The sequence below is a fragment of the Parasphingopyxis lamellibrachiae genome (genome assembly GCF_003385775.1).
In the GTDB taxonomy this organism is placed as follows: domain Bacteria; phylum Pseudomonadota; class Alphaproteobacteria; order Sphingomonadales; family Sphingomonadaceae; genus Parasphingopyxis; species Parasphingopyxis lamellibrachiae.
Genome location: NZ_QRDP01000004.1, coordinates 1,846,481 through 1,864,278 on the forward strand (window position 1 = coordinate 1,846,481; position 17,798 = coordinate 1,864,278).

The 17,798-nt window shown below is 60.2% G+C and carries 19 protein-coding genes and 1 other RNA gene; 11 read left to right on the top strand and 9 right to left on the bottom strand.

Annotation, left to right across the window (positions count from 1 at the left end):
* Positions 1-47: 47 nt before the first annotated feature.
* On the bottom strand, positions 48-2,723 hold the full coding sequence (acnA, locus tag DFR46_RS09135; protein WP_116236171.1) for an aconitate hydratase AcnA: 2,676 nt from the start codon (positions 2,721-2,723) through the stop codon (positions 48-50).
* A gap of 277 nt (positions 2,724-3,000) precedes the next feature.
* On the opposite strand from acnA, the gene DFR46_RS09140 reads away from it, so the two are divergent.
* The 3 genes from DFR46_RS09140 (at position 3,001) to DFR46_RS09150 (ending at position 6,253) form a co-directional block, all read left to right on the top strand.
* Positions 3,001-4,959, top strand: a complete 1,959-nt coding sequence (locus tag DFR46_RS09140) for an NADAR domain-containing protein (protein WP_116236172.1) — start codon at positions 3,001-3,003, stop codon at positions 4,957-4,959.
* A 330-nt stretch (positions 4,960-5,289) separates the two neighbouring features.
* Positions 5,290-5,691, top strand: a complete 402-nt coding sequence (locus DFR46_RS09145) for a hypothetical protein (protein WP_116236173.1) — start codon at positions 5,290-5,292, stop codon at positions 5,689-5,691.
* Positions 5,692-5,767: 76 nt separating this feature from the next.
* Complete coding sequence (locus DFR46_RS09150; protein WP_116236174.1) at positions 5,768-6,253, top strand: hypothetical protein; 486 nt, start codon at positions 5,768-5,770, stop codon at positions 6,251-6,253.
* A 129-nt stretch (positions 6,254-6,382) separates the two neighbouring features.
* Here the strand turns inward: DFR46_RS09150 and DFR46_RS09155 are convergent, their stop codons facing one another.
* Positions 6,383-7,039 carry an HD domain-containing protein gene (locus DFR46_RS09155; RefSeq protein WP_116237246.1) on the bottom strand — a complete coding sequence of 219 codons (657 nt, stop codon included), beginning with the start codon at positions 7,037-7,039 and terminating at the stop codon, positions 6,383-6,385.
* A gap of 156 nt (positions 7,040-7,195) precedes the next feature.
* Between DFR46_RS09155 and DFR46_RS09160 the strand changes: the two genes are divergently transcribed.
* On the top strand, positions 7,196-8,152 hold the full coding sequence (locus DFR46_RS09160) for a GlxA family transcriptional regulator (protein ID WP_116236175.1): 957 nt from the start codon (positions 7,196-7,198) through the stop codon (positions 8,150-8,152).
* 291 nt (positions 8,153-8,443) lie between these two features.
* Here DFR46_RS09160 and ssrA read toward each other — a convergent pair.
* From ssrA to mscL, 3 genes are all read right to left on the bottom strand, one after another.
* Positions 8,444-8,799: a transfer-messenger RNA gene (ssrA, locus tag DFR46_RS09165) on the bottom strand.
* Between the two features lie 265 nt (positions 8,800-9,064).
* The gene (locus DFR46_RS09170) at positions 9,065-9,337 is read right to left on the bottom strand and encodes a hypothetical protein (RefSeq protein ID WP_116236176.1); all 273 of its coding nucleotides are present in this window, start codon (positions 9,335-9,337) and stop codon (positions 9,065-9,067) included.
* A gap of 159 nt (positions 9,338-9,496) precedes the next feature.
* Entirely contained in the window at positions 9,497-9,931 is a 435-nt protein-coding gene (gene mscL, locus DFR46_RS09175) for a large conductance mechanosensitive channel protein MscL (RefSeq protein ID WP_211306409.1), read from the bottom strand.
* Between the two features lie 171 nt (positions 9,932-10,102).
* Here mscL and DFR46_RS09180 point away from each other — a divergent pair, with 171 nt between their 5' ends.
* From DFR46_RS09180 to DFR46_RS09205, 6 genes are all read left to right on the top strand, one after another.
* Positions 10,103-10,621 (top strand): TPM domain-containing protein, encoded by a 519-nt coding sequence (locus DFR46_RS09180; RefSeq protein ID WP_162843451.1) that lies wholly within the window; start codon positions 10,103-10,105, stop codon positions 10,619-10,621.
* A 14-nt stretch (positions 10,622-10,635) separates the two neighbouring features.
* The gene (locus tag DFR46_RS09185; protein ID WP_116236177.1) at positions 10,636-11,151 is read left to right on the top strand and encodes a TPM domain-containing protein; all 516 of its coding nucleotides are present in this window, start codon (positions 10,636-10,638) and stop codon (positions 11,149-11,151) included.
* Between the two features lie 76 nt (positions 11,152-11,227).
* Positions 11,228-11,731, top strand: coding sequence for a TPM domain-containing protein (locus DFR46_RS09190; protein ID WP_116236178.1), 504 nt, complete (start codon positions 11,228-11,230; stop codon positions 11,729-11,731).
* 13 nt (positions 11,732-11,744) lie between these two features.
* Entirely contained in the window at positions 11,745-12,275 is a 531-nt protein-coding gene (locus DFR46_RS09195) for an NUDIX hydrolase (RefSeq protein WP_245953778.1), read from the top strand.
* A gap of 80 nt (positions 12,276-12,355) precedes the next feature.
* Positions 12,356-13,663, top strand: coding sequence for an APC family permease (locus DFR46_RS09200; protein WP_116236180.1), 1,308 nt, complete (start codon positions 12,356-12,358; stop codon positions 13,661-13,663).
* Between the two features lie 204 nt (positions 13,664-13,867).
* Positions 13,868-14,425 (top strand): hypothetical protein, encoded by a 558-nt coding sequence (locus tag DFR46_RS09205; RefSeq protein WP_116236181.1) that lies wholly within the window; start codon positions 13,868-13,870, stop codon positions 14,423-14,425.
* A 10-nt stretch (positions 14,426-14,435) separates the two neighbouring features.
* On the opposite strand, the gene DFR46_RS09210 is transcribed toward DFR46_RS09205, so the two are convergent.
* The 4 genes from DFR46_RS09210 to DFR46_RS09225 form a co-directional block, all read right to left on the bottom strand.
* A complete protein-coding gene (locus DFR46_RS09210; RefSeq protein ID WP_116236182.1) occupies positions 14,436-14,714 on the bottom strand; it encodes an ETC complex I subunit in 279 nt (92 codons plus the stop codon).
* Between the two features lie 109 nt (positions 14,715-14,823).
* The gene (locus DFR46_RS09215) at positions 14,824-15,573 is read right to left on the bottom strand and encodes a sterol desaturase family protein (RefSeq protein WP_116236183.1); all 750 of its coding nucleotides are present in this window, start codon (positions 15,571-15,573) and stop codon (positions 14,824-14,826) included.
* Complete coding sequence (locus DFR46_RS09220) at positions 15,570-15,989, bottom strand: DUF4345 domain-containing protein (RefSeq protein ID WP_116236184.1); 420 nt, start codon at positions 15,987-15,989, stop codon at positions 15,570-15,572. The genes DFR46_RS09215 and DFR46_RS09220 overlap by 4 nt, the downstream gene beginning before the upstream one ends.
* Positions 15,986-16,441 (bottom strand): DUF2721 domain-containing protein, encoded by a 456-nt coding sequence (locus DFR46_RS09225; RefSeq protein ID WP_116236185.1) that lies wholly within the window; start codon positions 16,439-16,441, stop codon positions 15,986-15,988. Before DFR46_RS09225 ends, DFR46_RS09220 begins: the two co-directional genes overlap by 4 nt.
* Before the next feature lie 104 nt (positions 16,442-16,545).
* On the opposite strand from DFR46_RS09225, the gene DFR46_RS09230 reads away from it, so the two are divergent.
* Positions 16,546-17,793: a multidrug effflux MFS transporter gene (locus DFR46_RS09230; protein ID WP_116236186.1), complete on the top strand. Its 1,248-nt coding sequence runs from the start codon at positions 16,546-16,548 to the stop codon at positions 17,791-17,793.
* Positions 17,794-17,798 lie beyond the last annotated feature (5 nt).

Sequence of the window (17,798 nt, forward strand, 5' to 3'; positions counted from 1 at the left end):
GGAAGCGTATCGGCTTCCCCGCCCTTTTCATTTGATTGCGCGTGCCGTCAGGCTGCCAGGTTGCGCAGCACATAATGGAGGATGCCGCCGTGGCGGAAATACTCCATCTCGTTCGCGGTATCGATGCGGCACAGCGTTTCGAACGTCGCCGTATCGCCGTTCGCCCGGGTCATTTCGACCTCGACCGTCTGGCGCGGATCGAGGCTCGCAACACGCTTGATAGTGAACGTCTCGCTACCGTCCAGCCCCAGGGTTTCGCGCGTCGTGCCTTCCGCAAACTGCAGTGGGAGCACACCCATGCCGACCAGGTTGGAGCGGTGGATCCGCTCGAAACTCTCGACGATAACCGCCTTCACGCCCAGCAAATTTGTGCCCTTCGCGGCCCAGTCGCGGGACGAGCCGGTGCCATATTCCTTGCCGGCGATGACGACGAGCGGCGTGCCGTCCGCCTTGTAGCGCATGGCCGCGTCGTAGATCGGCATCATTTCGCCGGTCGGGATATATTTGGTGAAGCCGCCTTCGACATTTTCGAGCATCTGGTTCTTGATGCGGATGTTGGCGAAGGTGCCGCGCATCATGACCTCGTGATTGCCGCGGCGACTACCGTAAGAATTGAAGTCTTTGCGGTTAACCTGATGATCTGTAAGGTATTTCCCGGCAGGCGAGTCTTCCTTGATGGCGCCTGCGGGGCTGATATGGTCGGTTGTGATGGACTGGCCGAACAGCGCCAGCGGACGCGCGTCGACGATATCCTCGATCGCCTCCGGCTCCATCGTCATGCCCTCGAAATAGGGCGGATTCTGCACATAGGTCGATCCGGAGCGCCACGTATAGGTCGCGCTCGGCTCGACATCGATGGCCCGCCACATTTCGTCCCCATCGAAGACATTGGCGTACCGGCTTTCGAACATATCGCGGTTCACATGCGCCGCAATCGTATCGGCGACTTCGGCGTTGGACGGCCAGACATCGGCAAGGAACACATCCTTCCCGTCCATATCCTGGCCCAGCGGCGTGGCCGTGATATCCTCGGTCACCGTGCCCTTCAGCGCATAGGCGACGACGAGCGGCGGCGAGGCGAGGAAGTTCGCCCGCACATCCTGCGACACCCGGCCCTCGAAATTGCGGTTGCCGGACAGCACGGAGGCCACCACCAGATCCTCGCCATTCACGGCCTTCGAGATCGGCGCGGCCAGCGGACCGGAATTGCCGATACAGGTCGTGCAGCCATAGCCGACCAGATCGAAGCCCATCGCGTCCAGATCGTCGGAAAGGCCAGCCTTGTCGAGATAGTCGGTCACCACCTGCGATCCCGGCGCGAGGCTCGTCTTCACCCATGGCTTGACGCTCAGCCCCTTTTCGCGGGCCTTGCGCGCGACCAGCCCGGCCGCCGCCATCACGGCGGGATTGGACGTGTTGGTGCAGCTCGTAATCGCGGCAATCACGACATCGCCATCGCCGATATCATGGTTGAGGCCATCGACAGGCACGCGCTTCGCATCGCGGCCATAGACACTCTGCATCTCGCCGTTGAACAGCTCGTCCACCTCGGGAAGGATCACCTTGTCCTGCGGCCGCTTCGGCCCGGCCAGGCTCGGCACGACCGCGCCCATGTCCAGCTCCAGCGTGTCGGTGAAGACCGGATCTTCATCCTCGACCGAATGCCACAGCCCCTGTTCGCGGCAATAGGCTTCCGTCATCGCGATCTGCCACTCGTCGCGGCCCGTCAGGCGCATATATTCGGTGGTTTTCTCGTCGATCGGGAAGAAGCCGCAGGTCGCGCCATATTCCGGCGCCATGTTTGCGATCGTCGCGCGATCGGCCAAGGTCAGCGCCTTCAGCCCTTCGCCGTAAAACTCGACAAAGCGCCCGACCACGCCCTTTTCGCGCAGCATCTGCACAACCGTCAGCACAAGGTCCGTCGCCGTCACACCCTCGGCCATCGCGCCGGTCAGGTTAAAGCCGACCACTTCGGGGATCAGCATAGACACTGGCTGCCCCAGCATCGCGGCCTCGGCCTCGATCCCGCCCACGCCCCAGCCGAGCACGCCCAGCCCGTTGACCATCGTCGTGTGGCTGTCCGTGCCGACCAGCGTATCGGGATAGGCGACCAGATCGCCATTCGCGTCCTCGGAAGACCACACACCCTTGGCCAGATTTTCCAGATTCACCTGATGGCAGATGCCCGTGCCCGGCGGCACGACCTTGAAATTGTCGAACGCGCCCGCGCCCCATTTCAGGAACTCGTAGCGCTCCATATTGCGCTGATATTCGAGCTCGACATTATGCTCGAACGCCTGGGGCGTGCCGAACTCGTCGACCATAACGCTGTGATCGATCACGAGATGCACGGGCACCTGCGGATTGATCCGCTCCGCCTCGCCGCCCAGATTTGTCATCGCGTCGCGCATAGCGGCAAGATCGACCACGGCGGGAACGCCGGTAAAGTCCTGCATCAGCACGCGCGCCGGGCGGTACTGGATCTCGCGCGAAATTTTGCGCTCCTTCAGCCAGTCCGCACAGGCCTGCACATCGTCCGTGGTCACGGTGTTCCCGTCCTCGAAACGCAGCAGATTCTCGAGCAGCACTTTCATCGAGAAAGGCAGCCGCGACACGTCTCCCAATTTCTCGGCGGCCTTGGCCAGCGAATAATAATGCACGGTGCGCCCCTCGACCGTGAGGGAGGAACGGGTGGAAAGCGTGTCTTGGCCTGTCTGCGTCAATGGAATGCCCTTTTCGTGGTTCTTGTGCCCGACGCCGGAAGGGGGACTGCGCAGGGCGCAGCGACCGGCGGTAAGGCGGTGAATGAGTCGGGAGGGTGATTAGCGCAGGACGGGGATTTGGGGAAGGCTGGAACCCGCAATTTCTAGTATGGCAACGTTTACTTCAATTCTCTTCATCCATTGTCCATTTACGCGCATGCTTCATGCCTAAGGTCCTCGATTGCAGCCCACTGACCTATTGACCGGCACTGCACCATGATGACAAAGTTGTCCGTCAATGACTGGCACGACGGTTTTACGGCGGAACACCATGATTCCAAAAAAATTTAGCTTGCCGAAAACTGAACTCCACGATTCAAGTCAGCACCTTCAATTCCATCAAATTGCATCGGAACTTAGAAACCGGATAGCTGAACTTCGGAAACGAGGTCCGAGAAGGCTCAGCTACAGTCAAACTCGACTACTTAAACCTCAAATATTTTCTACCGACGGCAGCATTGTGCTGTCGCATGATGTGTTTGATCGATTCGCACCGGCTTATTTCAAGAGGTCTCGGAGGGCAGTATTTTTCGAGAAAACCGTTCACCTGAGGGGAGGGCGATACCTTATATCCGCCAACCCAACATTCGAAATCAGAACAAAATTAAAAACCTATCGCGAAGATTTGGAAGAGGGGCTAAATGCCCTAGATGAAACACGGCATCCACTTTTCCAGTTGGCAATTGCAGATTATATAAAAAATGCAGCTGTAACTATGCTTAATAGCTTCTTACAAGATGAGAAAGTTGGACAGTATAAACATACTATCATAAGTTATCAATCTGCTAGAAGAAATGCTATATATTATACTCAAGCTGCAGTTAATCTATATTACGGAATTCTAATTCAAGATGAATTGCGTGTGAAATTTTCTTTTCAAGACCTTATTAAGAATCAAAAGCCTTTTGATAAGATGCAGTCTGTAATTTTGGATCGTTATCGAGAAGGAGTATTCTCGTCTCGCCATATTACAAGGCCAGAAGCCACCCATCCGATAGTTATCGCTGCTGCCGTGGCTCAATTTGCGAACGCTGGTTCGCGAGAAATTGATTTGATTATCGGTATGCCATCTGGATCAACAGAACTCTGCTTTGCTCATGCTTTTGGTCAGCAGATTTTCAACTCGAATTCATGCGATATCAAATTATTTCCGGTGTCTTTTCATTCATCGAAGAACGAGTTTGACCGCAAAGAAGATATGAAATCTGCATTTAATCGTTGGATAATCCATAACAGCAGAGACATTCGTGAAAAGAACGTTCTAATAGTAGATGACAATTCGTCGACAGGAAATACTATTGATAAAATACGAGATATAGTTGATCAATGCTCTCCAAAGGAAATTCATATTTCTATAGCTGAAGCTGACATAATTCGCAGCGAAATAGATTTGTTGAGTTCATCACGTCCAAATATAGCTCATAAGTCACTTTATGACCATGCCGTGAACATCCTCCCCGTGTCTCGCGTGCTCAAGCCGAAAACTGATTTGAAAGAAATTCTTGAACGTAGAAAGATGGAGTTATGTACAAAAAGACGGTACTTATCGGAAACTAAAAATTTTCCGAGAACAATAATTGGCAATGTATACTTAGACTTAATTAGAGAGTCTACAGAAGATGTACTAGATCGTTTGCCAGAAGATGGAATAATTAGAAAGTTTCAAAAAACTCCGCTTTCTAACTTCGCGCCGGTAAACGTGAGCTATCAAGGCGAGCGATTCAATTCGGTCGAACATGGCTATCAAGCGATGAAATTTCCTTCCAGCACATGGGAAAAGGTGAGCGATCGGCATATTGAAGCCATCAATCGGAAGCTCTCGCCAGGTGGAGAAAGGATTGGCAGAAAGGAACTCCCACATCTATTCAGCAGCCAGCAGCTTTCCGCCGGGGGCTCAAAAAAGGTAGCAAAATACCTCAGGCAAGTAGTTCACGTTCGCGATGATTGGGACGAAGTGAAAGTGTACATCATGATCGCCCTATTGATTCAAAAGTTCTCCAAGGAAAAGTTCTATCGATTGTTAAAATCTACTGGAGACAAGTACCTTATCGAGGGAAATACTTGGGACGACACTTTTTGGGGGGAATGTAACGGAAGAGGCCGGAATTTTTTAGGCAGAAGTCTGATGAAAATCCGCGAATGTTCGATTGAAACACTGCAAGTAGAGGCTACGAAAATCGAGGAAACGTTAATATGAAGTGATTCCAAATATGATCGTTAAGTCCATGCCATTGATCCTCAATTGTGATGCTCCATTCCCCCCAACCTTCCCGACCCCACCTTCGCCACTACTCACTCCCCCTCCCCTGCGCTAAAACCCCACCATGTGCGGACGCAAATATGCTCGTGAGGAACTGACCTGGGACGAGTATCGGGAGATACTCTCGCTGGTCCCCTCCGCTCCCATCACCCGCTCAGGGTGAGTGGAGAGTGGATGTTACTACGGTGACAGTGCACCAACTGACCCCTTCCATTGTGCTGCTAAAAGCCATTTTGGCGGGCCGGACTTTGCTGCTATACACAGCCCATGAGATTGCTCGCCCTGATTGTTCCTCCATTGCTCCTGAGCGCATCCGTCGCTCCGGCAACGACGATCATGGTAACTCCGCCCGGCGATGAACAGGCAGTGCATCAGCCCCCTCATGAGGGCGCGATTGATCCGCTCGATTGGGAGGCGGAGATGGATGCCGAAGACAAGGCCTGGGCCATCGCCTGTCCCGAAGGGCAAGCGGCGATCAATGCAATGGAAGCCGCATACAAGCAGGAACAGTCTGAGATGACGCTGGAAGAACAAATTGCGGCAGCGGTGGCGGATATGGAGGCCGCAGCCGATGACGCCATGGCCATGATGGACAATTGCCCCGATGATGCTGACGAGTGCGGCGCGCTGATAGCATCCGAGCCTTTCTGCCCCGAGGCCGCACAGTAAATCCTATTTCCTGTCCTACAGACCCCCAAATCGTATAAATAGATCGGCTCCATTCCCTGTGTGAGGAGCCCTTGTCATGGCCGATCCCGATCCGCCACCGTACCGCACCCGCCATGACGGGTGGACGGAAGCGCGCAAACGAAAATTCCTCCATGCGCTGGCGCGGACGGGCTGTGTGCGGGATGCGTGCGGGATTGCGCATATCTCCTCGACCAGCGCCTATCGCCATCGGGGGCGCGATGCGGGGTTTGCGGACGCCTGGGAGCAGGCACTGACCAAGGCACTGCCGGTGCTGGAGGCGGCAGCGTTCGAGCGGGCGGTGGAGGGGGTGTGGGAGCCGGTCGTTTCGGGCGGCAAGGTGGCGGTGTACAGGAAACGCTATTCGGACGCGATCCTCGTGACGCTGCTCAAGCGCGCGGACGAGGCGGCGTCGACAGCGCGCTTTGCCGACACGAGCAGCCGGGAAGGCGCGGAGGCGGCGTTCGAAGAGCTGAAGAGGCGGCTCGCCGCGATGCACCGGCGCATCTGCAAGGACCCGGATTGCCGGGAGTGCAACGGCTAGCCGGGCCGTTACACCGCACCGGCCCGTCCCGGTCGCCCTGCAGGACAGGCGTGACGGGCGACCGGGCGGGGGAGGGCCGGTGCGGCGACGTTGCCGGGGCAACGTTGGGAGCGGGCGGGTGCGGCAAGCCTAGTCCCAGCGGGAGCCGAGGATCACCGAACAGAAATTGCCCGGCCGGAACGCGGGATCTTTCATGGCGATGACATCGCCCTTCACATTGCCGAACGTGGTTTCGGGCTTATGCCTGATCCCGTCGTAAAAGGCGTCGATAATGCCGGTCTTGAAATCGGCCGGGCGCGGATGCGCGGCGACGACGGCCTCGCGGATATCGTCCGGATAGCGATCATAGGTCAGGCCGAGCACGTCCATCTCTACACCCGCCGTAACCAGCGCGATCACCGGGTGCATATGCCCGGGAATGCCCGGCGTGGTGTGCAGCGCGATCGCCGCCCAGACCGTGTCGATATCCTGTTGCGTTATGCCGTAACCGGCAAGGAAATCGCGCGCCGCGTTCGCGCCGTCGACCTCGAAGCGCTCGTCCGGGCTGCTGTGGCTCTCCAGCAGCCCGATATCGTGGAACATCGCGCCGACATAGAGCAGCTCGGGATCGTAGCGCAGGTTGCGCTGCCGCCCGGCGATCGCGCCGAAATAATAGACCCGGCTCGAATGGTGGAACAGCAGCGGCGTCGACACGTCCCGGACGAACTCGGTGGCCGCCCGGCCGAGCGCGCTGTCGGGGATTGTCACGCCGCCGATATCGGCGATGGCGTTCGTCTCGTTGCACATATCGATCTCCATTTGACGCGGTATCGGGCCAAGCATATGGTCGCGCTCTTTTGGCCACAATGATCGTTTTCCGTCGATTATGGCCAAAGACGCGTCCGATCGGGCCGCCGGATGGCCGGGCCGGCCAGGCGGGGCAGGAAGGGACGGGAAAAGACCATGATCATCGGCATCGCGATCCCGCCGAACGCCCAGTCGCTCGATATATCCGGGCCGCTCGACGTTTTCGTCGAGGCCAGCCGTCACATCGCCCCGGCGGCTTCCTATGACGTGCGGCTGATATCGGCGACGGCCACCCGGCGCATCCGGGCGAGCGGCATGACGATCCAGACGGACCTGACATTCCGCGACGCCGATTTTCCCATCGATACGCTGCTGGTGGCGGGGACGCCCGATTATCGCCAGGCCGGCGAAATGACGGGCTTCCTCTCATGGCTGCGCAGCCGGACGCCCGATATGAGGCGCTTCGGTTCCGTGTGTACGGGCGCCTTCTTCCTCGGCGCGGCGGGCCTGCTCGACAATCGCCGGGTCACCACCCATTGGCAGCACGCACCGGAGCTGGCGCGGCTTTACCCGAAAGCGCAAATTTCCGACGACGCCATTTACGTGCAGGACGGGCCGCTCTGCACATCGGCCGGCGTGACGGCGGGAATCGATCTGGCGCTCAAGCTTGTCGAGATCGACCATGGCCGGGACCTGGCTCTGAAAGTGGCGCGGCGCCTCGTCGTCTTCCTGCGCCGGCCCGGCGGCCAGTCCCAGTTCAGCGCCCATCTCGCGGCGCAGATCGCCGAGGAAAGCCGGATACGGTCCGTCCAGCACTGGATCCTGCAGGATGTTTCGGCTGAGCTTTCCCTCAAGGCGCTGGCCGCGCATTGCGGCATGAGTGTGCGCAACTTCACCCGGATTTTCCTGAGCGAAACCGGGCAGACGCCAGGCGATTTCGTGGAGCGCACACGCGTCGATGCGGCGCGGCGGCTGCTCGAAGACAGCGACACCCCCTTGCAGCGCGTTGCGACGCAATGCGGGTTTTCAAACCCCGATATCATGCGCCGGGCCTTTCTCCGGCGGATCGGAACCGGCCCGACCGAATATCGCCGGACATTCCGCCAGCCGTGAATGCCGCAAACCGCGCCGCGCCCGAAGAATGGGGCCGGTGGGGGAGCGGTTTGTCGTCAGAACGTTGCTCACGCAACGTCGCCGCACCGCCCTACGATGCCATCCATCGACGCTTCGCACGGCCGGAGCCTGTGTCATCTCCGCCCGCGCCCCCTCCCGGCCGCCCATTCAGGGTACACTCGTGGGCGGCCGGGAGGGGGTGCGGGCCGGTGCGGCGCCTGAGGCGAAGCCGAAGGTCTGACGATAAATGAAAGTGGGGAGCTTCTGTTGCCCGGTGCTCCCCGAACCGCTGGTTTCCACTTCTGTTGCCGGGCGTGGTCCAGCCCCGTTATTTACCTAGTAACTTAAGCCGTGAAGCTTTGGGTTACGCAGCAATAGCAAGAGCGTCGTTATCGTTTGCTCTTATGAGTTGTGAACGGTTTCACGGCGCATTCAGGCCGGGCGAAAAGTAACGTCTTTCAACACACGTCGATCCTGGTTCGGCCCCATCGGGAAGGGCGGAAATCGGCTGAAATCCGCTCTTTTTGGTGGAGCCGCCGGGTACTGCCCCCGGGTCCGCTGTGTCTATTGCACGACACCGTTTATCGCCATAGCCGAAACAAGTCCGGCAGCCCCAATATAGGGCTTCCCGCGTTAATGGGAAGTGAGTGGGCGAAAAGAGGGCAGATGCAGGCCTGGAAAGGCGATTTTGTTTGCCGGCATTCGGTCTGCCAGACTGTCAGACCTTCGGCTTCGCCTCAGGCGCCGCACCGGCCCGCACCCCCACCCGGTCTCCCATAAAATACACTGAGTGGGAGACCGGGTGGGGGCGCGGGCGGAGATGACACAGGTCCCGAACGAAAACGGCGCTGCGGGAAACCCCGCAACGCCGTCAATGCCATGGGAGGCATTCTCGCTGGTCGTCTCAGACCGTTATTGCGTGTCGCCGATACCGGTTTCGCTCGGCGCGATTTCTCCGTCATCGTCCATCGCATTGGCGGCTTCTTCGCCCTGCTCTTCGACAATGTCAGCCTGCTGCTCCAGCGCCTCTTCCTGCGCTTCGGTCGGAGCCTCATCGGCCAGTTCGTCCAGCGCCTCTGCTTCGGCTTCGGCCTGATCCTCTACCGCATCGGCTTCGGGGCTCTGGCAGGCACCAAGCGCAAGAGCGGCGGAGGCGGCGATCGTGGTGAAAACCATCTTTTTCATTTTTAACTGTTCCTGTTTACAGCGGCGCTTACGGGGCCGCGTTCCACCAATCCAATGAATGGGAACGGTGAAAGGTTCCAAAAAAAACACAGATGCCCGAAAGAAAGGCGAACGAACCCAGACGCCGCCACTCTTCGCAACGGCCCGTATCGCCTCAGCCTATCCCTTTTTCAGCGAGTCCCGGATCTCGGTCAGCAGGTCGATTTCGCTGGGGCCGCTATCCTCAACCGCCTCTTCGGCCTCCTTCTTGGCCATCATCTTGTTGGCCTGGCGCACCATCAGGAAGATGACAAAGGCAAGGATCACGAAATTGATAAGCACGGTGATGAACGCGCCGAGGCCGATCATCGCCACGCCCGCTTCCTTCAGCGCCGCATAATCCTCCGGCGATCCGGCATAGTCCGCCGGTATGTCGCCAAGCCGGATGAAGAGAGTGGTCAGATCGGCACCGCCGAAGATCCAGCCGACAACCGGCATGATGATGTCTTCGGTCAACGATGTAGTAATCGTTGCGAAGGCGCCGCCGATGATCACCGCGACCGCGAGATCGATTACATTGCCGCGCGCGACAAAATCCCTGAATTCACCGAACATATGGATGCTTCCCCTCTTCGTTGCCTGTTTCGCGCTATGACACAGCCCCGCGAATGCGCCAAGCGAGACGGCGTTGCCCGCCCCTTTCACGACCGGCCTGTTTCGCATCCGGAAAATATGCGATGGCCCATTTTTGAGCCTATTTGGCTCTGGCTTAACGGGAGCATCGCAATGAAACTGATCCATAGCATTCCGGCAGGCGCGATCGGCCTGGCCCTGACCCTGACGGCGTGCAGCGGCGAAGCGGCGACGGCGGACAGCGACGATATGGCGACGGAAGAAGCGGTTGACGAGAGCGGGGAAGAGGCCGCCGCTGTGGAGCATGATACTTCGGGTTATGCGGAGGATGCTACCGGCGGCCTTATCGATGCCGCGCTGATCGCTAGCCTGAATGAGAAGCTGGCCGGCTTTCACGGCGATAGCGGACGGGACATCCATATCATCGCCGCGATGAGCACCGACGGCCGCGATATCGAGGAAGTCGCCGAGGAAATGCGCGCCGAACGCGGCGCCGATGCGCTCATCTATGTGGCCGGAGCGGACCAAGCGTTGGCGATTGTCGGTGAAGGGTTGGACGAGGCCTTTACCACCGATGCCGAGGTCGCGATGATCGCGCACTTCGAGGAAGACGAGCTGGCCGAGGGACTGAACTCCGGAGCCGATGCGCTGATCGCGCGGCTCGGCAACTAGGGGGGATCTGCGCAATGCGTAAACTGGGCCTTGGCATCGCGGCGAGCGCTGCACTTGCGCTTGCTGCATGCAGCAGTGGTGAAGCCGGCGAGGCAGATGCCGGAGCTACGGCGGACCAGAGCGCGGCGGAAGTCGCCGAGCTGGCCGAGCCGATAGACTATGTGAAGGATATCGGGTTGCTCGAAGACGGATTCGGCGAGACGCTGAACGCGCGACTTGCCGCTTTCCATGAAGAGAGCGGCCATGAAATCCGGATCGCCGTCATCCTGACCACCGACGATCAGGATATCGAAGAAAAGGCCGCCGAGATGATCGAATCCAACGGTATCGGCGACGATGGCGCGCTGATCCTGATCGCAGCCGCCGATGAGCGTATCGGGATTGTTCCGGCATCCGGCACCACAGCGGCGCTCGACGCGGAATTCACCGATGCGACAGAGGCGGCGATGGCCGCCCGGTTCGATGCCGGTGACGTTACCGATGGTTTCAACGGTGCCGTCGATGCCATCATCGCCCGGCTGGGAAGCTAGTATAACGGCGGCAGAACGGCTATAACCCTGTTTCGGGGCGCTTTTCAGCAAATCGAAACAGGGGGTAAGAAACAGCATGACAAAAACAATTTCAGCAATGGTCTGGGCCGCAGGGCTCGGCATGGCTCTGGCCGGATGCAGCGCGAACGGGGGCGCGGCAGATGCCGAGGGTACCGAAGCAGCCGATAGCAGCGCAGACGAGGGCCCCCATGGCGCCTATCTGACCGATGAGACGGGTGAGTTTACGCAAGAGATTGGCGAGGCCGCCGCCGCGAACGTCAATGACCGTCTCGCCTCCAAACATGCCGAGGGCGGCCCCGATATCCATATCCTCATTACAGGGTCAACCAACGGCGAAGACAGCGATGCCGCGGCCGAAACGGCGCGCGCCGGAACCGACGCGGATGCGTTGATCTACATCGCAGTGGACGATCAGGAAGTTGCCGTGGTCGGCGAAAATATCAATCAGCGGGAAGGCGATGGCGCGGCCAACGCGATTACGACGGCATTCGACAATGGCAATTTCGAAAACGGGATGCTCAACGGCATTACCGCGACCGAAATGCACATGGACGAATGATCGCGAACCCGCATTGACTGAATCCAGAGAGACCCATTGGTCCGGCAAATATCTGGCGATCCATCAGGAAGGCCGGTGGGAATATGTGAGCCGCGTGCGCGGGATCGGCGCCGCGGTTCTCCTTGCCATCGACAGCGATCCGGCCGGCGACCACATCATCCTCGTCGAACAGTATCGGGTGCCGCTCAAGGCCAATTGTCTCGAGCTGCCCGCCGGGCTGGTCGGTGACGAAACGGCGGGCGAGGCGGTGGAGACGGCGGCGAGCCGCGAATTGGAAGAGGAAACCGGCTACCGTGCGGGCAGGATCGAAAATCTCGGCCGCTTCTGCTCTTCGCCCGGCATGACCAGCGAAACCTTCACGATGCTCCGGGCGAGCGCGCTCGAAAAAGTCGGCGAGGGCGGCGGCACGGCAGACGAAAACATCACCGTACACCGTGTGGCGCTCAACGATATCGCAAGCTTTGTGGAGGCGAAACGCGCCGAAGACTGCGTGATCGATGTGCGCATATTGCTGCTGCTCGGCGCGGGGATGCTGGGCGCATAGCCGCGCGCCGTTGCGCCGACCAGCGCCCGCTTGCTTGCCATAACCCCGCATTCCATGCAGTCTCCCATCGGGGGAACATAATGGATCAGGCTATCAAGCCGCCGCGCACGGTCGGGCTGTTCGGGACCGCATTGTTGCCGCTCAACGGGATGGTCGGTGCGGGCATTTTCGCGCTGCCCGCAATCCTGTATGCGGCGGTCGGCAATTTTGCCCCCTGGATGATCCTGCTCGGCGGGGTCCTCTTCTTCCCGCTGATTTTCGTCTTCGCATCGCTTGGCCGACGCTTCGATCATAGCGGCGGGCCGATGCTCTATGGCGAAGCGGCGTTCGGGCCCTTTATCGGCTTTCAGGCCGGGTGGATGCGCTATGCCTCCGCGCTCGCGGCGATGGCGGCCAACGCCCATGTCGTGATTTCCTATCTCGCCGCGCTTTGGCCGGTGCTCGAAGGCCCCGTCGCCCGGCCGCTGGCGGTTGCGCTCTTCATCCTGGCTTTCACGCTGATCAACCTGTTCGGCATGACCAAGGCGATGGGTGTTCTGGGCTCGATGACGCTGGTCAAGCTGTTGCCACTGGCGGGCTTTGTCGTCGCGGGCGTTGCGATGGGCAGCCCCGCCATCGGCTTTGCCCTGCCCGAATTTACCGCTTTCGAAACGGTCGTCCTGCTGACCTTCTACGCCTTTATCGGATTTGAGAATGTCTCCATGCCGGCGGGCGAAATGCGCGCGCCCAAGCGCGATATCCCGACCGCTCTTATCGGCATATTGGCGTTCGTGACGATATTCTACATGCTGATCATCTGGGCCTATATCGCCATCGACCCGGCCGGAAGCAGCGATACCATGCCGCTTGCGATCGCGGCCGAAGCGGTGATGGGGCAGGTTGGCGCGATCGCCATCGTCGTCGCGGCCGCCTTCTCCATCGGCGCCAACACGCTGGGCGGTTTCGTCGCCCTGCCGCGGATGACATTCGGCATGGCCGAAGAGGGCATGCTGCCGCCGATCTTCATGCGCGTGTCCAACCGGTTCCTGACACCCGATTTTTCAATTCTGTTCCTGGGCGGGATCGCCATGCTTGTCGGGCTGACGGGCAGTTTCGTTTTTCTCGCCGTTGCCGGAACGCTGTCACGCCTCGTCACCTATCTGATCTGCATCGCCGCACTGCCGGTTATCCACTGGCGGGAGGCCAAAGCCAGCGGCAACAGGCCCTTTTCCTTCGAAACGCTGATGGCGGGCCTGGCCATGATCAGCTGCCTGTGGGTGGCCAATCAGGCCGATAGCCGGGCCTTCCTGACCCTCGCGGCGATCCTGGTCGTCGGCAGCCTGCTCTATGTGCTTGGACGGATGAGCGCGAAGCGCGCAGTTGCTGCACAAGCGGAGCACGGCGCTTAGGGCCTGACTCCCCGGCTGGCAAAAACCGGAATCGATCGGAGGGCGTTTGGGCCCGGATTCCGGGCCGCGATATCTGCAGTTCGCCGATGGCCATCCGCGCTTAGCCGATACCGGCCCGCCATTGGCAGATCGCCGATAGCGGCCTGCTGCGGGAATCCTATCACCGGGCTTGCCGGATTTGGCAGGGGACAGGGGACACGAGACATGCGGACTATCTTCAAACTCATCGTCATAACCATAACGATCGCATCGGCCGGAGTCGCATCCGCGCAATCCGAAGAAGTGCAAACCGCCATGCAGCGGCTGGCACCGCTCACGGGCACGGCCCAGGTATCGGTCGTACAGCATAGGCCGGATGGCCCGGTGGCCATGCCCGCCACCCAGTCGCACGGTGTGTTCACCCTCAACGGCCATGGTCTTCGGGAAACTTTGCGGTTCGAGCAGGCACCGGGCGACCTCATTACGCTTGAGACAATGTTCAGCTACGACGCAAACCGGGACGTTTATCGCATTGCCGTGCATGACGACGATTTCGGAATCATGGATATCTATGAAGGCCGGTTCACGTCCGACACGGTGCTGATCGCGACCAATCTGCGCAGCGACACCTATTTCCCGCTAGACGACGGCCGGCACATGCATTTCCAGTTGCGCTGGGATTTTTCGGAGGAAATCGTCAAATTCGATGTCCTCTATACGACCGATGGCGCGGCTACATGGCACCTGTTCTACGAAATGGAATATTCGCACCCGACGCCCTAGGCATCCGTCCTTACCGGAAATTGTCGGCGTAGGCCTGAATCTTCAGTTTTCGTTCGGGTCCCGACACGACATGGTAATCGATGCCCTGCTTTTCCGCATAGGCCGTGGCGGCCTCGAGCGTCGGGAAGGTCAGCCGGACCTGGCGGCTGGTGTCCGACGATCCGGCCCAGCCCATCAGCGGGTCGGCGCGCTGCGCGTCGCTCGGCTCGAACTCCAGCGTCCATTGGCCCACCCGGTGGCGGCCGGACTGCATGGCGTTTTTCATCCGTTGATAGATACGCGCGGACATTGAAAGATCCTTCAAAAGAGCTGGCGCGGAAATGCCGCAGATCGGGGGGGCAGGTCAATCGGTTTGTGAAAAGGGTGTTTGTCAGACTTCCCTGACGGGAAATCGCAATCTAGCGCACAAAGGGATAGGCCAGCAGCTTGCCGAAGCTTAGGTCATGCTCGCCCTCGACGCCGATCGCCATGCCGATCCGCCGGGGCTCCGGATTGCGCGAGCCGAAGACCCGATCCCAGATCGAGAGGATCGCCGTATAATTGCTGTCCGTGTCGGTCCGTTTCTTGTGATGGTGCATCCAGTGGATGGACGGAGTGACAATCAGGAGCGACAGCCAGCGTTCCAACCGCGCAGGCAACCGGATGTTCGAATGGTGGAAAACCGCGTTGGCGGTGAGGATCGCCTCGAACAGCAGCAGCGTCGCCGCGTCGATGCCGAAAAGAAAGGCCGGGATCAGGCGCATCGCCGCGGAAATCAGTATCTCGCCGATATGGAAGCGAAAGGCCGAGCTTGCGTCGAGATGGTCGTCGAGATGATGGGGCGCATGAAAGCGCCAGAGAAAGGGCAGCTCGTGATAGGCCCGGTGCATGCCATAGGTCCAGATATCGAGGATCAGCAACTGGACGAGCAGCGCGGCAGGCAGGCCGAGGCCCGCCAGCGGGACAAGCGGCTCCACGCCCGATGCCAAACGCCCTGTCAGTGTGAGCAGCAATGGCGCGGCGGTTAGCGCGATGAGGCCGAGACCGATATTGCGCGCAATCCGGCGATAATTGTCCGGCGGCGGCGTTTCGGCGGCGGCCAGCCTTTCCAGCGCGAACACCAGCGCCACCCACAGCGCGAGCGCGCTGGCCAGCCAGGGATCGCTCATGCGCTGCCGGCGGGCCGGGCAAAGCGCCGGGCCACCCGCGCCTGCCACAGCATCAGCAGCGGCACGACGCCAAGCTCCATCGCAAACCCGAAACGATGACCTTCCGAAGGCAGGCCATATTCGGCGGCCGACCAAAGACGCGCGAGGCCGCCCATCACGACCATCGCGCCGAGCAACCGGAAACGGGCCGTCTTCGTCTCGATCCCCGGCACGCAGCTCGCAAAGGCAATACCGAGCATGAAGAAGATGCCCGACAGATAGCGGAAATGGCTATCGAGATCGCGGATCGGTGGATCATCGATACCCGAAAGGACTGACGGCCCGATGACGATGCTGGCCGCACCCATGGAGAGCGGCACGAGGCACGCTATGGCCGTCGCACCCTGCAACAGCCGTTTTTCGACGTCCGGCGTCATTTACGCGGCCCGCCGACGATATCCGAACGTACATGGATGGCCTTGTTGGCCAGGCGGATTTCATAGAGGAAAGTGACGAGGCCGAGGATGAGAAGGCCCATCGCGCCGACAAAGGTGACGGTCGTGACCCCGGTCAACGGCATGTCCAGATGCCGCGCGGCAAACAGCCCGGCGACGACGAGACAAACGGCGATCATTGCCATCGTGCCGAAGAGGATCGACAGGCTGATCACATTCATCCGGCGATCGAGCAGGCGCAACTCCCTGACACAGCCGTCATGCTCGGGGCCCGGCTCCACGGGCAGGATATCGGCGAGTATCCGGGCCCGGTCGACCACCCGGCCGAGCCGCCCCGCCGCGAGAACCAGGAACTGGCCGATCCCGACCAGCAGGAAAGCCGGCGCCAGGGCCAGCTGGATGGTAATCGCGATATCGAGCGGCATGTTATCCATGACCGGTATTCATCGCGCCCGCGCCTGACCGGGTCAAGCAATGCTATCGGCCGGCACCGATTTTCTGGGTTTCGTTGCACTGCAAAATGAAGCATGCCCCCCGCATGGCGAACCGCGCATCAGACACCCCGGCCCGCAAGGCACCGGGCTTTGCCGAATTTGTCGCCATGGTCGCATCGCTCATGGCGATGACGGCGCTCGCCATCGATGCGATGCTGCCCGCATTGCCTGCAATCGGCGAGGCGCTGGACGTTTCCTCCGACAATGACCGGCAGCTGGTGATCGGCGCACTGCTGATCGGGTTCGGCCTGGCGCAGATCGTCCACGGTCCCCTGTCGGACCGGTTTGGTCGCCGGCTGCTGCTGATCGGCGGACTTGGCCTTTATGCAGGATCGAGCATCCTGGCCGCCTATGCGCAATCCTTCGAACTGCTGCTCGCCGCGCGTTTCGCCCAGGGTATTGCCGTTGCCGCGACCCGGGTTCTTGCCGTGTCGATCGTCCGCGATCTCTATGTCGGGCGCAAGATGGCGCAGGTCATGTCCTTCGCGATGACCGTGTTCATGGCCGTCCCGGTGCTCGCGCCCCTGTTCGGCGAGATCATCCTCGCCTTCGCTTCCTGGCGCTGGATCTTCGGGATGTTCGCCCTGATCGGAATCAGCGTCGGGCTCTGGATCGGCTGGCGGCTGCCCGAAACGCTCAAACCGGAAGACCGGATGCCACTGACCGCCTCACGCGTCTGGCACGGGTGGCGGCACACGCTGACCGAGCGCAAGTCGCTCGGCTATATGGCGGCATCCGCCCTGCTGTCCGGGGCATTGTTCGGCTTTATCAATTCGATCCAGCAGATCATGTTCGACACATTCCAGCGGCCGAACATGCTGGTGCCGGCCTTTGCGATGATCGCTGGTGCGATGTCGGCCGCTTCGCTGCTCAATTCGCGGATTGTCCTCCGGCTTGGCACCCGGCTCGTTTCCCATAGCGCACTGATCGTCTTCATCGCGCTGGCGGCGATCGCGGCGCTCACCGCCTGGTCTGGGAGCAGCTCGCTCTGGCTGTTTCTCGGCCTGCTGTCGCTGAACATGGGCGCGTTCGGCCTGTGCGGCGCGAACTTCAGCGCGATGGCGATGGAGGAAATGGGCGCAATCGCCGGCACGGCCAGTTCCGTGCAGGGGGCGGTCGGTGTCTTTTTCGGCGCGATTGTCGGCGGCGGTATCGGCCAGATGTACGACGGCAGCACATTGCCGCTTACCCTGGGCTTTCTGGTCTGCGGCTCGCTCGCTTTGGGGTGCATCCTGATTACAGAAAAGGGCCGGCTTTTCGCCGAGGACGATCTGGCGGCCGAACCGGTGTAACCGGG

Bases quoted from the DNA above. Each gene is read 5' to 3' on its own strand.
- DFR46_RS09140 (WP_116236172.1), top strand. From the start codon at position 3,001: ATGACTGGCACGACGGTTTTACGGCGGAACACCATGATTCCAAAAAAA.
- DFR46_RS09145 (WP_116236173.1), top strand. From the start codon at position 5,290: ATGAGATTGCTCGCCCTGATTGTTCCTCCATTGCTCCTGAGCGCATCC.
- DFR46_RS09150 (WP_116236174.1), top strand. From the start codon at position 5,768: ATGGCCGATCCCGATCCGCCACCGTACCGCACCCGCCATGACGGGTGG.
- DFR46_RS09155 (WP_116237246.1), bottom strand. From the start codon at position 7,039: ATGTGCAACGAGACGAACGCCATCGCCGATATCGGCGGCGTGACAATC.
- DFR46_RS09160 (WP_116236175.1), top strand. From the start codon at position 7,196: ATGATCATCGGCATCGCGATCCCGCCGAACGCCCAGTCGCTCGATATA.
- DFR46_RS09170 (WP_116236176.1), bottom strand. From the start codon at position 9,337: ATGAAAAAGATGGTTTTCACCACGATCGCCGCCTCCGCCGCTCTTGCG.
- mscL (WP_211306409.1), bottom strand. From the start codon at position 9,931: ATGTTCGGTGAATTCAGGGATTTTGTCGCGCGCGGCAATGTAATCGAT.
- DFR46_RS09180 (WP_162843451.1), top strand. From the start codon at position 10,103: ATGAAACTGATCCATAGCATTCCGGCAGGCGCGATCGGCCTGGCCCTG.
- DFR46_RS09185 (WP_116236177.1), top strand. From the start codon at position 10,636: ATGCGTAAACTGGGCCTTGGCATCGCGGCGAGCGCTGCACTTGCGCTT.
- DFR46_RS09190 (WP_116236178.1), top strand. From the start codon at position 11,228: ATGACAAAAACAATTTCAGCAATGGTCTGGGCCGCAGGGCTCGGCATG.
- DFR46_RS09200 (WP_116236180.1), top strand. From the start codon at position 12,356: ATGGATCAGGCTATCAAGCCGCCGCGCACGGTCGGGCTGTTCGGGACC.
- DFR46_RS09205 (WP_116236181.1), top strand. From the start codon at position 13,868: ATGCGGACTATCTTCAAACTCATCGTCATAACCATAACGATCGCATCG.
- DFR46_RS09210 (WP_116236182.1), bottom strand. From the start codon at position 14,714: ATGTCCGCGCGTATCTATCAACGGATGAAAAACGCCATGCAGTCCGGC.
- DFR46_RS09215 (WP_116236183.1), bottom strand. From the start codon at position 15,573: ATGAGCGATCCCTGGCTGGCCAGCGCGCTCGCGCTGTGGGTGGCGCTG.
- DFR46_RS09220 (WP_116236184.1), bottom strand. From the start codon at position 15,989: ATGACGCCGGACGTCGAAAAACGGCTGTTGCAGGGTGCGACGGCCATA.
- DFR46_RS09225 (WP_116236185.1), bottom strand. From the start codon at position 16,441: ATGGATAACATGCCGCTCGATATCGCGATTACCATCCAGCTGGCCCTG.
- DFR46_RS09230 (WP_116236186.1), top strand. From the start codon at position 16,546: ATGGCGAACCGCGCATCAGACACCCCGGCCCGCAAGGCACCGGGCTTT.